This window comes from Catenovulum sediminis (assembly GCF_007289895.1).
GTDB classification, from domain to species: domain Bacteria; phylum Pseudomonadota; class Gammaproteobacteria; order Enterobacterales; family Alteromonadaceae; genus Catenovulum; species Catenovulum sediminis.
In genome coordinates this window covers 2165365-2180783 of the sequence record NZ_CP041660.1, presented here as the reverse complement: position 1 = coordinate 2180783, position 15419 = coordinate 2165365, and the positions used below count along the sequence as shown (strand labels likewise).

Annotated in this window: 10 protein-coding genes; 5 read left to right on the top strand and 5 right to left on the bottom strand. The window is 39.6% G+C overall.

From position 1 onward, the window contains the following. Positions 1-16: 16 nt before the first annotated feature. Both cysD and FNT16_RS08895 read right to left on the bottom strand, forming a co-directional pair. Complete coding sequence (gene cysD, locus FNT16_RS08900) at positions 17-946, bottom strand: sulfate adenylyltransferase subunit CysD (protein ID WP_281281826.1); 930 nt, start codon at positions 944-946, stop codon at positions 17-19. 64 nt (positions 947-1010) lie between these two features. Next, positions 1011-4319 (bottom strand): hybrid sensor histidine kinase/response regulator, encoded by a 3309-nt coding sequence (locus FNT16_RS08895; RefSeq protein WP_143871257.1) that lies wholly within the window; start codon positions 4317-4319, stop codon positions 1011-1013. Positions 4320-4447: 128 nt separating this feature from the next. On the opposite strand from FNT16_RS08895, the gene FNT16_RS08890 reads away from it, so the two are divergent. The 3 genes from FNT16_RS08890 to glgA all read left to right on the top strand — a co-directional run bounded on the left by FNT16_RS08890 (position 4448) and on the right by glgA (position 8197). After that, positions 4448-5377, top strand: a complete 930-nt coding sequence (locus tag FNT16_RS08890; protein WP_246072183.1) for a methyltransferase — start codon at positions 4448-4450, stop codon at positions 5375-5377. Positions 5378-5525: 148 nt separating this feature from the next. Then, entirely contained in the window at positions 5526-6758 is a 1233-nt protein-coding gene (gene glgC, locus FNT16_RS08885; protein WP_143871255.1) for a glucose-1-phosphate adenylyltransferase, read from the top strand. A gap of 5 nt (positions 6759-6763) precedes the next feature. Continuing rightward, the gene (glgA, locus tag FNT16_RS08880; RefSeq protein WP_143871254.1) at positions 6764-8197 is read left to right on the top strand and encodes a glycogen synthase GlgA; all 1434 of its coding nucleotides are present in this window, start codon (positions 6764-6766) and stop codon (positions 8195-8197) included. Between the two features lie 326 nt (positions 8198-8523). Here the strand turns inward: glgA and FNT16_RS08875 are convergent, their stop codons facing one another. Next, a complete protein-coding gene (locus FNT16_RS08875; protein WP_246072182.1) occupies positions 8524-8967 on the bottom strand; it encodes a DUF3293 domain-containing protein in 444 nt (147 codons plus the stop codon). Positions 8968-9142: 175 nt separating this feature from the next. Between FNT16_RS08875 and FNT16_RS08870 the strand changes: the two genes are divergently transcribed. Next, positions 9143-10786, top strand: a complete 1644-nt coding sequence (locus FNT16_RS08870; protein ID WP_246072180.1) for a HAMP domain-containing sensor histidine kinase — start codon at positions 9143-9145, stop codon at positions 10784-10786. 120 nt (positions 10787-10906) lie between these two features. Further along, positions 10907-11617, top strand: a complete 711-nt coding sequence (gene arcA / locus FNT16_RS08865; RefSeq protein WP_143871253.1) for a two-component system response regulator ArcA — start codon at positions 10907-10909, stop codon at positions 11615-11617. A 144-nt stretch (positions 11618-11761) separates the two neighbouring features. Here the strand turns inward: arcA and arcB are convergent, their stop codons facing one another. Beyond that, a complete protein-coding gene (arcB, locus tag FNT16_RS08860) occupies positions 11762-14095 on the bottom strand; it encodes an aerobic respiration two-component sensor histidine kinase ArcB (RefSeq protein ID WP_143871252.1) in 2334 nt (777 codons plus the stop codon). A 103-nt stretch (positions 14096-14198) separates the two neighbouring features. Then, positions 14199-15383, bottom strand: coding sequence for an elongation factor Tu (tuf, locus tag FNT16_RS08855; RefSeq protein ID WP_143871251.1), 1185 nt, complete (start codon positions 15381-15383; stop codon positions 14199-14201). Positions 15384-15419 lie beyond the last annotated feature (36 nt).

Below are 15419 nucleotides of genomic sequence, written 5' to 3'. Positions count from 1 at the left end.
GCTATTGAATCCGTTTTTAGAAGTAACCTTCGATTTTTTTCTTCTCCATTGAACCCGAAGAATCACTGTCTATCACGCGTCCTTGACGTTCAGAAGTTGAAGTTAGTAACATTTCCTGAATAATTTCAGGTAATGTAGTTGCCTCTGAGTTCACTGCACCCGTTAACGGATAACACCCTAGTGTACGGAAACGAACCATTTCCATCTTAGGTTTTTCACCCGCCTCTAATGGCATGCGATCATCATCTACCATAATTTTCACGCCATCGCGCTCAACAACAGGACGTTCTTTCGCGAAATACAATGAAGGAATATCAATATTTTCTAGGTATATGTACTGCCAAATATCTAATTCTGTCCAGTTTGATAACGGAAACACGCGAATACTTTCGCCTTTATCTATTTTACTATTATAGATATTCCATAATTCAGGGCGTTGGTTTTTCGGATCCCATCTATGATTGCGATCACGGAATGAGTAAACACGCTCTTTAGCACGAGATTTTTCTTCATCACGACGTGCACCTCCAAAAGCGGCATCAAAACCATATTTGTTCAATGCTTGCTTCAAACTTTGCGTTTTCATGATGTCAGTATGCTTAGCACTACCATGCGTAAATGGTCCAACATTCATCGCTAAACCGTCTGGGTTTATGTGTACTAACAAGTCAAAACCGTATTCTTTGGCAATACGATCACGAAATTCCACCATTTCACGGAATTTCCAAGTCGTATCTACGTGTAACAGCGGAAATGGAATTTTACCCGGATAAAATGCTTTACGGGCTAAATGCAATAAGACCGAAGAATCTTTACCGATAGAATACAACATAACCGGATTATCAAACTCGGCTACAACTTCACGTATAATGTGAATAGATTCAGCTTCAAGCTGTTTTAAGTGAGTCAATCTATGTTCTGACATGGCACTCGCTTCTTTTGTCATAAAGTGTTCATAAAATTATATGCTTAGAATAATGCAATCTAAGCAAATCCCATAATCGAATTGGTTATTTGATATGTTCGTTTTGCAGTTTACCACTTTGTGCAACGCTTTGTGCTAAAAGTACAAGCAGCTCACTGCTGTCAATCGGCTTACTGATAAGCGCATATGCACCTTTGTTGAGCGCAACATCTTCACTCAATGTTTCACTGTATCCCGTCATTAAAATTGCAATGATGTTTGGCTGAGCTTGTTTCGCTTTAACAACCAACTCAACCCCTTTAAGCTCTGGCATGGTTTGATCTGTGATTAAGATATCACATTCACAGTCTGGTTGTTGAATTGCCTCTAATGCAGCATGACTGTGCATAAAGCCCGTTACTTGGTAGCCGTTCATAATCAGTTTTTCTGTTAAAAACTCAACGATAGATGGCTCATCGTCAACGATAAATATTCTTGTCTGAGCAGACTCTCGCTTGTTGACAAGTGGCAATATTTCAACCTTATCTTGAGTTGTCAAATCCGCAATTGGAAAATACAAATCAAACTCACTCCCTCCACCTATTTCACTGCGAGCCTGCACATGACCACCTAACTGGTGGACTATGCCATGTACAATAGACAGCCCCATACCTGAACCATCACCAAGCCCTTTGGTGGTAAAGTAAGGGTCAAACACACGCTTTAATGTTTCAGCGTCAATACCTGAACCGGTATCCGCGACACTAATTTTCACCATATTCTGGTTGAACACATTATGACAGGAAGAACATAAGCGTTCTGTGGGCTCAACAAACTCGGTTGATATAAATAATTTACCTTTGTCTGGCATTGCATCTTTAGCGTTTATTGCTAAGTTCATGAGTATTTGCTGTAGCTGGATAGCATTAGCAGCAATACGACATTCTGCGTTTAGAGAAACTTGAATATCAATTGTACTTGGAATTAAAGGACGTACCATAGATAAGGTTTCGTTCAGAATTTTAGTTAAGCAAATAGCCTCAACCTCTTGATTATCTTTGCGACTGAATACCATCATTTGGCGAATTAAATCCCTCGCACGTTCGCCAGATTGAATAATTTGTTCAACATAACTGTCAATTTTTTCAGGGCGCTCCAGTTCAATACAATCCTGCACCAATTCGGCATAGCCTAATACCGAAGCCAATATGTTGTTAAAGTCATGCGCAATGCCACCAGTCAGTTGGCCGATGGCTTCCATTTTTTGTGCATGTCTAAGCTGCTCTTCAAGCACACTTTTATCACGCTCTGCGGCCTTTATGTTTGAGATATCAGAGATAGTGCCGGACATATATATGAAACGTCCATTCTCTTTGATTGCCTGCCCTCGTGCTCTAAGCCAAATAATATCAGAGTCAGCTTTGCGAGCTCTAAATTCAACATCAAAATTTTCGTTGTATACCAAGTGTGCTTGCATGGCACAAATAAAATACTCCAAATCGTCTTTAACGACTGTTTCTTGCCATAAATGTGAACACTCCGAATTTTTTTGCGCGCTTTCGTATGAATAGCCAAGTATCTCCCAAAAACGCGCATTCCAATGCAGGCTATCTTCTAGCATATCCCACTCAAATGTCGCGTCAGAAGTTCCTTCGATAATACGCCTAAACCTTTGCTCTCGTTCTTTAAGCTCACGTTCAAATTTGAGCTGCTCAGATATATCGTGAAACAAATAAACGGCCCCCACTGCCTCACCATTTCTGATGATCGGATTGACGCGACATTCTGAGGGAAATATTGAGCCATTTTTACGACGAAACCAAAACTGACCAGAGACAGGCTGTTTTCTACGACCTGCAACAATACAAGGTGCGTACTCGGCTAGCGATCGCTCACTAGGCTCTTCAATTAAACGATATAAACTTAAATCAAGCATTTCGTTTTTGCTAAAACCCAGCATGTTGCTGCTTGCACTATTACATAGAGTAACTTTGCCGAGTGAATTTACACTGACGATACCATCATGGGCGCTTTGTAAAATTAAATCTCGATATTCAATTTCGGCTTGCAGTGCTTCTTTTTGCTGAAGCTTTTGCTCTGTTATATCGTTAATTAAAATTAAAGTCGAACTGGTTCGCAATTCGATATTTTGTGGAAAAAATTTAAGCGAAAAATATTTTTGTTGACCTCGATGTGTATAAAACACTTCGGCAGTCGCTTGTTGTTGTGTTTTTTGTACACGAAGAAGCGTATTTAAAATTTTTCGCTTCTCGAATTCCGATAATTTTTTTAATAAGCTTTTCGGATTATTATTTTTTTGTTGATACAGATCACCTAAAAACTCAAATCCACTGAACCATTCTATCTCGCCATTTTTATTATTAATTTCTAAACAAGCAACATGTGCTAAGGCCTGCACATGCATCAGCCTATCTTGATGTTTTAAAATACTCGCTTGCTTACTGCGAATTCGTTCACGGCTCACATTAACCACGAAAATTAGGATCAACATAACCAGAAAGGAAAAGAAGACTAATACCAGAATGCCCAGTTGAATCTTCTTCAGGTCGCGATTCACAATTTGGCGCGGTAAGTCGATTGAAATACCAAACCCTCTCATTTCTTGCCATTCACTGGCGAATAAATAAAGCTCATTCTGATCGGTTACTTTTTTATCTGAAGTGGGTAATGCAAGTTGATGAGGCAACCGCTCCCCGAGGTTATCCGCATTTTGACTTGCTAAGACAACCTGACGATCAGCATTATATATATGCACCGTCCCTTGGCCAGATAAACGCGCTGCATTTAGCACCATAGTTAATCGCTGAGCTTGATTAAGCTCTAACGCTAGGATCGCGATAACGACGCCATTTTCAACAATTGGGACTGAATACAAAACAGGAAAAAAAATACTGGATAATACCTTTTCCGTCAAAAATAATGCGGTGGGTTTACCAGTGGATAATTGCTCAAGCCACATTTTCTTTTGCGCTTGTTCAATATGCAAAGTAGAATAAGTACTTTCTGCTTGCCACAATTGTTTACCTGAAGCAGAAAAAATAAACGTGTTGTGATAATGACTATCGACCAAAACGCCATTTTCAATTAAAAAAGCAAGATAATCCATTTCTCTTAGAGATGGTGAAGCTCCAGCGTTTTTTTGACTCAGCGTCAGTTGGTGTTTTGCAAATTCAAGAACCAAAGGATGCTCAGTCCAAACACTCAACTCAGCGAGCTCCTGCTGCACTATATCCTGTACCTGCGAATAAGCCAGTTCAACCTGAGCGACTAAGTGCTGTTGCTTTTCTCGCTGAAAATATTCAGTAAGGTGTGACTGAATTGCATACGCAAATGCAATTAAACAAGCTGCGCCAAGTAAAAAACTGATAAAAAACCAGCGTCCAATCTGTTTCATGAATATAATATCGCTATTATCCTAAACAACTAGGCCTATAAAAGAACTTATATAACATGTCTAAACCTTCACTAGCTAGTCAATTATTAGTCAAATCGATAGAAGCACAACTAAACGAGCACTGCTTATTGGTTGATCCTATCGATTCTACAGATTTAATGTTGCCACAACTCCAACCCTGTCATGTCTGGAAATTTAGAGATATATGTGGCCCCCAAAAAGAATATTTTTTATATCCTTCAAGCCCCTGCGACACATATCAATGTGCAGTGGTTTTTTTTCCTAAAGCCAAAGAAAAAGCACTTTGGTTATTTCGCCAACTGTCTCAAATATTAGCGGATAATACATTGTTGTACATTGTTGGTGACAATAAAAGTGGTATAAAAACCTTGCCTAAATTCGCTTCTGGCGTTCTAACCAACATTCAAAAACTAGCTTCCGGTAAGCACTGCATATTGTATCAAGCGGTTACTCAAAAAGAAGATTACAGTGAAGCATTGAAAGAGGAATATGTTGAATACCAAGTAGGCAATAAGCCAATAACAGTGGCCAGTATGCCGGGCGTTTTTAGCCATCGCGAATTAGATCACGGGACCAGACTATTGCTGACACACTTACCGGATAATATCGAAGGTGAGGTTTTAGATTTTGCTTGTGGTTGTGGCGTCATTGGGAGCTACATAAAAAAATACTATGAAAACGTCAATAATATAACTTTAACAGATATTGATGCTATTGCTGTTGAAGCGAGTAAAATGACCTTAAAATGCAACGAACTGGTAGGACATGTGGTGCTTTCTGATGGTTTAAAGAAAATTTCATCAAAGTATCGTTGGATTTTTAGTAATCCCCCCTTCCACACAGGATTAAAAATAGACTACCATATAACTGAGGCTTTTATTAAAAGGTGCAAAGAAGTGTTACAACCGGGAGGTTGTTTATATTTGGTTGCAAACCGATTTTTAAAATACCCTCATATTTTACAAAACCATTTTGATTTGATAGAAGTGGTAGTAGAGGACAATAAATTTAAAGTTTATTGTGCTTACAATCGTTAACCTCAATCTAGACTGAAGTCTTCAGGCTCGTGCTAGTTGTAAACTGACTATTATTCGGTTAGCGGTTTGACTATACCGAGTAGTGTTTAGCCAATAATTAGCAAGTACACTGAAACATTAGTCTACATAACTTTATCAAGGCACGACTATGGCAGGGATCTTATCGATGATATTAGCTGGTGGTGCGGGTACAAGGTTATTCCCATTGACCGAAACCCGAACTAAACCAGCCGTTCCATTCGCAGGTCAATATCGACTTATTGACTTCGTTTTAAATAACTTTGTTAACTCTGACTTGCTTAAGATTTACGTCTTAACACAATTCAAATCTCAATCACTCAATATTCATTTAAGGCAAGCATGGCACTTTTCTGGCTTGACAGACCATTTTATTGACCCTATTCCAGCGCAAATGCGAATGGGTAAAAGGTGGTATGAAGGCACAGCGGATGCGATTTACCAAAATATTCGATTAATAGAAATTCACGATCCGGACCAAGTTGTTATTTTCGGTAGTGACCACATCTATAAAATGAATGTTCGTCAGATGACAGATTTCCATAATAATAAAAAAGCGGATCTGACGGTTGCAGCAATTCGGGTGCCAATTGAAGAAGCACATCAATTCGGTGTAATGGAAATAGATGATGAAGGTCGACTGGTCGGTTTTGAAGAAAAACCAGCTAAACCTAAGTCACTGCCAGGGAATCCGGATGTAGCGTTGATTTCAATGGGCAACTATGTGTTTGACCCTGACGTTTTATACAGAGTGTTAAAAGAAGACGCCCAAGATCCAAACTCTTCACACGATTTCGGTAAAAACATTATCCCACAACTGATGCGTGAAGGTAATGTCTATGTCTACGATTTTGCTAACAACAAAATTCCGGGCGAGAAAGGAGACCCCTTCTACTGGCGTGATGTAGGTACGATCGACTCTTACTGGCAAGCTTCTATGGACATGTTAGATGCTGATAGCGCGCTGGATTTGTACAATCCTAAGTGGCCAATGCGTACATATCACCCGACCGTACCCGCAGCACAGATATACAGTTGTGAACAAGGTGAAGCCAATCAAATAACAGATAGTTCAATTGCGTCTGGTTGTGTTATTCGAGGCTCTAAAGTGCATAAGTCAGTTCTGGGTTTTGAAGTATTGATAGAACCGAATTCATCTATCACTGAAAGTGTTATTATGGGCAATAACTTGATTGGTGAAGGCTGTACAATCCACCGCACTATTTTAGACAAAAACGTTGAAGTAGCGCCCGGTACTGAAATTGGCGTAAATCATGAAGCCGACGAAAAACGTGGTTTTACGATTTCAGCAGAGGGTATTGTTACTGTACCAAAAGGTACTCGAGTAGGATTTGACGACTGATTACAATGAATATTTTATTTGTCTCATCGGAAGTAGAAGATCTTGCCAAAACAGGGGGCTTGGCTGATGTAGCCAAAGCCCTGCCCGTATCTTTTAAAAAGGTCGGTCACGATGTCAGAATCGTTACGCCTTTTTACCAGACCAGTAACAATGTAGAAAATGCCAAAGATGTTTTAACCGGCGTTGAATTACACGCAGGCGAGCAAACTTATAAATATAATGTTAAGTCGGTCGAATTGCATGGTGTCACTATATATCTAGTTGACTACCCTGCTTATTTTGATCGAAAAGGCATTTATAGTGACGGCTATGAAGCATACGATGATAATGGTGAGCGTTATGCTTTTTTCAGCATGGCAGCATTGCATCTCGCTCAGTTGCTTGAGTTCAAGTGCGATATTATCCATTGTAATGACTGGCATACTGGATTGATCCCTTATTATCTAAAAAAACACTGGTCTGACAACGCATTTTTAGCTTCCGCTAAAACCGTATTGTCTGTTCACAATGGTGCATTCCAAGGTGTGTTTCATCTAGACAGTGTGCCATTTTTAGCTAAAAGTGGTGTTGACCATGAAGATGTCCATCATGGTTTGGTGAACTACTTAAAAATTGCCGTTAAATACGCCACCAAAATTGTAGCTGTGAGTCCGAGTTACGCGCAAGAACTACAAACCGACTTGGGCTCTCACCACATGGGAGATTATTTCAGGAATCGCTCAGCTGATATGCTGGGAATTATTAACGGCTGTGATTATAGCCAATGGGATCCTGCGCACGACCCATTAATTCCGTCACAGTACACGGTCGAGAACATGAGCGGCAAAGCGTTCTGTAAGGCTAACTTACAACAACAAAGCCACCTGCCGGTTGATGGTGATATTCCATTAATTGGCATGGTTTGCCGTATCACGGATCAAAAAGGGTTTGGTTACTTAATCCCCATCCTTGAGAATATCTTGCACCACAATGTTCAAATAGTGATGATCGGCACTGGTGATCCAAATTTAGTGAGTCAAATTCAGGCGATTAGTGATAAACATAGAAGTAAATTTTACTTTCTACACGATTTCAGTTTGAAATTCTCTCACTTGATCACGGCCGGAAGTGATTTCTTTTTGATGCCGTCATTGTTTGAACCCTGTGGTTTAAATCAGATGTACTCTTTGGCATATGGTACTTTACCTATTGTCAGAGCGGTCGGCGGATTAAAAGATACTGTAAAAGATTTGGAGGCTGATCCTGCTGAAGCCAACGGTTTTGTGTTTAATCGTCCTGACAGTGAGGAACTTTTAAACTGTGTACGAAAAGCTTTACTGTTTTATCACGAATATCCCCAAACTTTTGAGTTTATTCGTAAAAAAGCAATGCAAAGCAAGTTTAACTGGCATGATTCTGCAATGAAATATGAAGCGCTTTATCGCAGTATTGCACCTTAATAAACGCGTTTTGTCGGCGTTTGCGGCCGTGTGTCTGTTAACTCTAACTGATAGAGTTATGGCGCACGAGCCCTGCGTCACCATACAACCCGAAAATATTTGTCCGCATAAAATTATTCGCTCGATCAATACTTCGCAACCAAAACTAAAAAACAAGGCGCTATGTTTGTGTTTGGCAGATTTTTACGAGCTCGCCGGAAAATCTTCTGATAGCCCTTTATCTGAGCAACAGGAACAAAAACTAACATTGACTATTGAACGCTTCGGATTAACTCGTGAAACGTTTTTTAAACTGCTTAACGGTAATTGATTGCGCTTGAAGGCACTTAGCTTGAAAGCACTTTGCTCGAAGATAGTGAGCTTAGCTCTACGTATGTAACAAAATCAGGATATTTACCTAAACACATTTCGGCATATCCTTCTAATAAACAAGGCGTTAAATACAAAAAATTGCTTTCCACCCAATATATCGCATTTTGTTGATATTTAGATGCAAGTTTACAAGCGGTTTCTTTATCTGTGGCGATAGCCCAGCTCGCTTCAATGTGAGATTTGTCCGGTGCACAACCGAATAGCCTACGGTATGGCACACCTAATTTTTCAATATCAGCCAACAAAGCTCTGTCTAACGTCTGATTATGGCCTAAAGTTAGATTCAAACCTCTTGGATTAAACGCGGTGACAATTGCAAAATCTAATTGTTCGCCAAGGGGTTGTTCTAATTCAAAGACGACATTTTGGTACAAGTCCCAAAGTGGATTTATCTGCATTAACGATGCCCCCAGCATACAATACCAATCAACGATATATTGTATATTTTTTTATATGAATCAAATATGAAAATTACCAATATCTTTTCGTAAATGGATAACCTTGTGAATTTCAAACTTTCTACATACACTAATCTTTGTAAACTCTTTTCAATCAGGTGTAATAGCAAACTTAATGACAGACAATACTTCTAATAGTAGTCCACAATCATTATCGTCAATCAAAACAAATATCGTTTCTATGGTACTTGTTATCTCAGCTGTTGCGTTAATTATTGCCTTTGTTTCCAATGCATACTTTGAATACAAGCAACAACGTAGCTTATTGGCTTCCGAATCAACAGCCTATACAGACATAATCGGTTTTAGTGCAACCAGCAACTTATTATTCAGTGATCCCAGTGCAGAAAGCGCAAGACTGAGGAACCTAAGTTTAATTAAGAATATAGAAAATATTCACATCTATCAGCATGATCTAACGACAAAAAACAATGAGTTTTTTGCCAGTTACAACAAAGACAACACCCCTCCTGTACCCAATAAATTAGACGTATTACAAAGCTTCACTGAACCAAATTTTAGCGAACGCCATCTAGAGATTATTCGTGAAATCCGGTTTGAGGAGCGATTGCTCGGCTATATCTATGTTAGATACTCATTGAGCAAACAAATCGAACAATTCAAAAATAGCTTATACCTTAAAATAACGGTCTTTTTGATCACTATGTGTGTAGCTTCTATCATTGCCCTAAAACTGCAACAAAAAATAACAGTCCCGATAGGCAAACTGGTAAACCTATTTAAATACGCCTCTAAAGACAAAGATTATACAGTACGAGCACCGCGCCAAAGTCTGATAGAACTGGATGGTTTAAGTCAGTCATTTAACACCATGCTAGATAGGTTTCAAGCTTATCTAGACAAACAAGCGGCTGCGGAAAAAGAGATACGCAAGCTCAACCTCAACTTAGAAGATAAAGTAGGTCAAAGAACAGATGCGTTAAAAGATGCTAATCAAGAATTGTTATCGGCTTTAGAAACCTTACACCGTTACCAAAATCAACTGGTTGAAAATGAAAAAATGGCTTCTCTCGGTGACATGGTGGCTGGCATCGCGCATGAAGTAAATACACCTATTGGTTTAGGCGTAACCGCCTCTACTTTAATGCTGGATAGACTACATGATATCAAGGGGGCGTTAAATAATAAAAAACTCACAGCCGGACAATTAGAGCGTTTTTTAAATGAAGGTGAAGAAAACCTGAACATTATTTACCGAAACTTAAATCGAGCAGCGGATCTCATCTGTAGTTTTAAACAAGTAGCGGTCGATCAAAGTAACGAGAATACACGAGAGTTTAATGTGCAAGGCTTTTTACAAGATGTCCTCTTATCCCTGCGCCCCAAAATTAAATCGACTCCACATCAAATTCATGTCGACTGTGATGAACACTTAGTGATAGAAAGCAAACCGGGCCCGTTAAATCAAATACTGATTAACTTGATAATGAACGCCTTGATCCATGCTTTCAAGTCTGACGTTGTCGGTAATATTTACATAAACCTGAGTGCAGAAGATAACAATCTGCACATTGTCTTCAAAGACGACGGTGTTGGCGTCAGTGAAGAACTGAAAAAGCGCATATTTGACCCCTTTGTAACAACAAAACGGGGCGAAGGAGGCAGCGGTTTAGGCTTACACCTAGTATATAATTTAGTGACTCAGGCGTTCGGTGGTTCGATAACAGTTGACAGTCAAGAAGGTGATGGCGTCACCTTTAACATAAAAATACCGGTAAATGTTAAAAAAATCACGTAATAGCGCAATAAAAGCACAGTTTTGGATTGAGTGTTGCGAAGCGAGTAACTATAATCAAATGAAATAAAAAACTTTATATTCATTCTCTAAATTTACTTTAACAGAAGAATCCTAACGCCAATGCAAACACATAATATATTAATAGTTGAAGATGAAGCCGTCACTCGTAACACACTCGTTAGTTTGTTCGAAGCTGAAGGTTACAATGTTTTCGCCGCTGAAAACGGTGAAGAAATGCATGATATTTTGAAATCCAGCGAGATAAACCTAGTCGTCATGGACATTAATCTGCCCGGTAAAAATGGTTTAATGTTAGCGCGCGAATTGCGTGAAAATAAAAACATGGGTCTAATTTTCTTAACGGGTCGTGACAATGATGTTGACCGCATTTTAGGTTTAGAAATCGGTGCTGATGATTATTTAGTAAAACCATTTAACCCGCGAGAACTCACCATTCGAGCGCGCAACTTAATGAATCGAACAAAAGTTGCCCCAACAGAATCAGTTGAAGCAGTAACTGAGTATCGCTTCAATGGTTGGGTGTTAGATTGCGACAGTCGCTCACTTATTTCACCGACAGAAGAAAGCATACGCTTGCCAAAAAGTGAATATCGCGCGCTTAAGTTACTATTAGACAATCCGGGTAAGATTTTAACGCGGGAGCAGCTTATCAAAGAAATGACAGGCCGCGAGTTAAAGCCAAACGACAGAACGGTAGATGTAACTATCAGACGTCTACGTAAACACTTTGAAGGCACACCTGATACGCCAGAAATTATATCTACCATTCATGGTGAAGGGTATCGCTTCTGCGGAGAAGTTGAAGCTTAAAATTGCTTTTTAGTTAGGGTTACAATATAAAAAGCAGCTAATGCTGCTTTTTATATGCCTTTTCTAACGCTTATCTTGTTAAAATTCCTGCAGCTCACCTTGCTTGGCTCATTCAGCCCAAACTAAATTATCGTCGTTACAACGTTACAGAGTGTTCATCCAATCCTTTAGTACCTGTAAATCATGTTCACAGGCATGTTTAAGCTGCTCTACTCTGTCATCTAAGTTTTCCCACCAGGCTGGTGTATCCGTTAACTGAATTTGATTGGCAATTTTCTGAATATGCTGTAACCCCATAGACGCAGCCGCACCTTTTATTTTGTGCGCTTGCTTGCCTATTTCATCCTGATCCTTGGCACATAAATTACTATCGAGAATTTCCATGTACTCTGAAATGAGTTTTTCAAATAACTCTAAGTTCTGCTCTAACTGGTCGTAACCTATGGTATCCAGCATTTGCTCTAAAAAATCTACATCCAAGATTGAAAAATCTGCGTCAGATTGAATTTTCTCATCGACGGCGGGTAATGTAGCTTGTACTTCATCTTGGGCAAATAATCGGTTGAAAACTTTATGGACGTTTTCCATTTTAATTGGTTTAGAGATGACATCAGCCATGCCTTTGTTAAGGTAGTCTTCTCGGGTTTTAATAACATTTGCGGTTAATGCGACGACAGGTGGTAAAACAACACCATTTTCTTGCCAATGCGCTAATACGTCAAACCCCGTCATATCAGGTAGTTGAATATCTAACAAGACTACATCAAATTTGCCAACCGAAAAGGCATCTATTGCTTGTTGGCCGGTTTTAGCAACCACAACACTATGACCCAACTTTTTCAAAATTGAATTGGCCACAACAATATTTAACTCGACATCTTCAACCAGTAGTATAGACAAGCCGTCGATGACCTGCGCCTCTGTATCTTCCGGAGCTTCCACTAAATCCAATTTAAGCGAGACAGAAAAGGTACTGCCCTCATTAATCTCACTGTGTACTTCAATTTGTCCACCCATCGAATCTATCAAGATTTTAGAGATGGCTAAACCAATCCCGGTACCTGTGCCTGCCCTAACTTCTTCACGGTCAACCTGATAATACATAGTAAAGATATTTTCGAGCTCCGCCTCTGGTATACCGATACCACTATCAATAATTTCAAAGTCTATCCAAGCAAAGGTATTACGAATGTGACACTCAACATTAAACTGCACATCACCGTTTAGAGTAAACTTAACGGCGTTTGCCAATAAATTCCATAGTACTTGACGCAGCCGGGTCGGATCAGCTTGCACCCAAGTTTGCTCTGGTACATTTGAGTAGAAATCAAAATGTAGATTTTTCTGTTCTGCCATCAAACTTGCAACACTGTTTAACTCAAAAACAAAACCAGAAAGCTCAACAGGTTCATAATTAATACTTAATTTCTTACGTTCAATTTTATCTAAATCAATGATGTCGTTGAAAATATTACCTAAGGTTACGGCGCAGGCAAATATCGTGTTAACGTGGTTATGTTGCTCTTTACTCAATTTAGAATCTTTCAGTATTCGACTGATACCAACAATACCGTTTAATGGCGTACGTAATTCATGACTAATGGTCGATATGAACGCGGTTTTATCACGACTTGCTTTTTCTAGTGCTTCCTGTGCTTTTTGTTTTTCCATAATGTCACGGCCAAAGCCTAGCAAACCAATACGTTTACCTTCATTATTAAAAAACGGCACTTTTTTAATCAGGAATAGCTTTTTACTACCGTCCGGATAAGTTAACCACATGTCGTAAGACAAACTGGCATTCGTTGCAAGTACTTCCCTATCAGATGCCACCACCTTTTCAGCGACTTCTTCTGAATACACTTCCCATGGGGTTAGACCGACCATTTCTTTTTCAGTCTTACCCGTTAGCTCTTCAAAGGAGCGGTTACAACCTGAAAACCGTCCATTTTCATCGCGGTAATAAATAATATCCGGCGAACAATCAAAACAAGAACGAAGCAAAATTGACTGTTCATACAGGTGTTGCTGCGTTTTTTGCCGTTCTTCAATTTGTTGTTTTAATAATCGAATGGCTTCTTCACGTTGCAGCTCTGCGCGTTTTCTTTCTTCAATTTCGTAATTCAGCTGTTGAATATTGTGGCGTAAATTAAGAGCTGACGCTTTATCTTGTTTACGTAACGCTTCGAGTTGTTCGATGACCTGTGTTAAATGCTCTCTGGAACGCTCTAAACGCCGTATTAACTCTGAAATAAAATACAATACCCATGGCATGGTTAGCAAAGTTAACAGCACAGGATCTACATAATCGCGAATTTCTATTTGCCCATATAAAGCATAATTCAAAACTGTCACTTCGAGCATGGTTAAACACAAAGCCATGGTTAAAAAAAACAGACTCACTCTGAGCGTTCCAAATCGATTAACTATTTTGGCAACTCTTTCAGGCCATGACAATTTTGCAGACTTTTTTAGCATGAACAAACTCGCATTTTGATTAGATATATAAGCCTTACCACAACAGCAGGTACAAACAAAAAAGGCGCCAATTGGCGCCTTTTTTAAATCAACAGAATAAAAATTATTCTACGATTTTAGCTACAACACCAGCACCAACAGTACGACCACCTTCACGGATAGCGAAGCGTAAACCTTCGTCCATCGCGATTGGAGAGATCAATTCTACTGCCATTTTGATGTTATCACCAGGCATTACCATTTCTACGCCTTCTGGTAACTCAATTGAACCAGTTACGTCAGTAGTACGGAAATAGAACTGTGGACGGTAGCCTTTGAAGAATGGAGTATGACGACCACCTTCTTCTTTTGACAATACATAAACTTCTGATTCGAACTTAGTGTGAGGAGTGATTGAACCAGGCTTACATAATACTTGACCACGCTCAACGTCGTCACGCTTAGTACCACGTAATAATGCACCGATGTTCTCACCTGCACGACCTTCGTCTAACAACTTACGGAACATTTCTACACCGGTACAAGTTGTTTTTTGAGTATCACGGATACCAACGATTTCGATTTCATCACCTACGTTGATGATACCAGACTCAACACGGCCAGTTACAACTGTACCACGACCTGAGATTGAGAATACGTCTTCTACAGGCATCAAGAAAGGCTTATCGATATCACGCTCTGGCTCTGGGATATATGTATCTAAAGCTTCACCTAATTCGATGATTTTAGCTTCCCAATCCGCTTCACCTTGTAATGCTTTTAATGCAGAACCTTGGATCAATGGTAAGTCATCACCCGGGAAGTCATATTCAGAAAGAAGTTCACGAACTTCCATTTCTACTAATTCTAACAACTCTTCGTCATCAACCATGTCACACTTGTTCATGAATACGATGATGTAAGGTACACCAACCTGACGTGATAACAAGATGTGCTCACGAGTCTGTGGCATTGGGCCATCAGCAGCACTTACTACTAAGATCGCGCCGTCCATCTGTGCAGCACCCGTGATCATGTTTTTAACATAATCCGCGTGTCCAGGACAGTCTACGTGTGCGTAGTGACGAGTTGGTGTATCATACTCTACGTGAGAAGTATTAATTGTGATACCACGCTCGCGCTCTTCTGGAGCGTTATCGATTGAAGCGAAGTCTTTAGCATCACCACCATATGTTTTTGACAATACAGTAGAGATTGCTGCAGTTAGAGTTGTTTTACCATGGTCAACGTGTCCGATTGTACCAACGTTAACATGCGGTTTAGTACGTTCAAATTTTGCTTTAGCCACTTTTCAATTACCTTTTTTTTGATGGCCTCCGAAGAG

Excerpts from the sequence above, each read along its gene's own strand:
- cysD (WP_281281826.1), bottom strand. The coding sequence starts at position 946 with ATGACAAAAGAAGCGAGTGCCATGTCAGAACATAGATTGACTCACTTA.
- FNT16_RS08895 (WP_143871257.1), bottom strand. The coding sequence starts at position 4,319 with ATGAAACAGATTGGACGCTGGTTTTTTATCAGTTTTTTACTTGGCGCA.
- glgC (WP_143871255.1), top strand. The coding sequence starts at position 5,526 with ATGGCAGGGATCTTATCGATGATATTAGCTGGTGGTGCGGGTACAAGG.
- glgA (WP_143871254.1), top strand. The coding sequence starts at position 6,764 with ATGAATATTTTATTTGTCTCATCGGAAGTAGAAGATCTTGCCAAAACA.
- FNT16_RS08875 (WP_246072182.1), bottom strand. The coding sequence starts at position 8,967 with ATGCAGATAAATCCACTTTGGGACTTGTACCAAAATGTCGTCTTTGAA.
- FNT16_RS08870 (WP_246072180.1), top strand. The coding sequence starts at position 9,143 with ATGACAGACAATACTTCTAATAGTAGTCCACAATCATTATCGTCAATC.
- arcA (WP_143871253.1), top strand. The coding sequence starts at position 10,907 with ATGCAAACACATAATATATTAATAGTTGAAGATGAAGCCGTCACTCGT.
- arcB (WP_143871252.1), bottom strand. The coding sequence starts at position 14,095 with ATGCTAAAAAAGTCTGCAAAATTGTCATGGCCTGAAAGAGTTGCCAAA.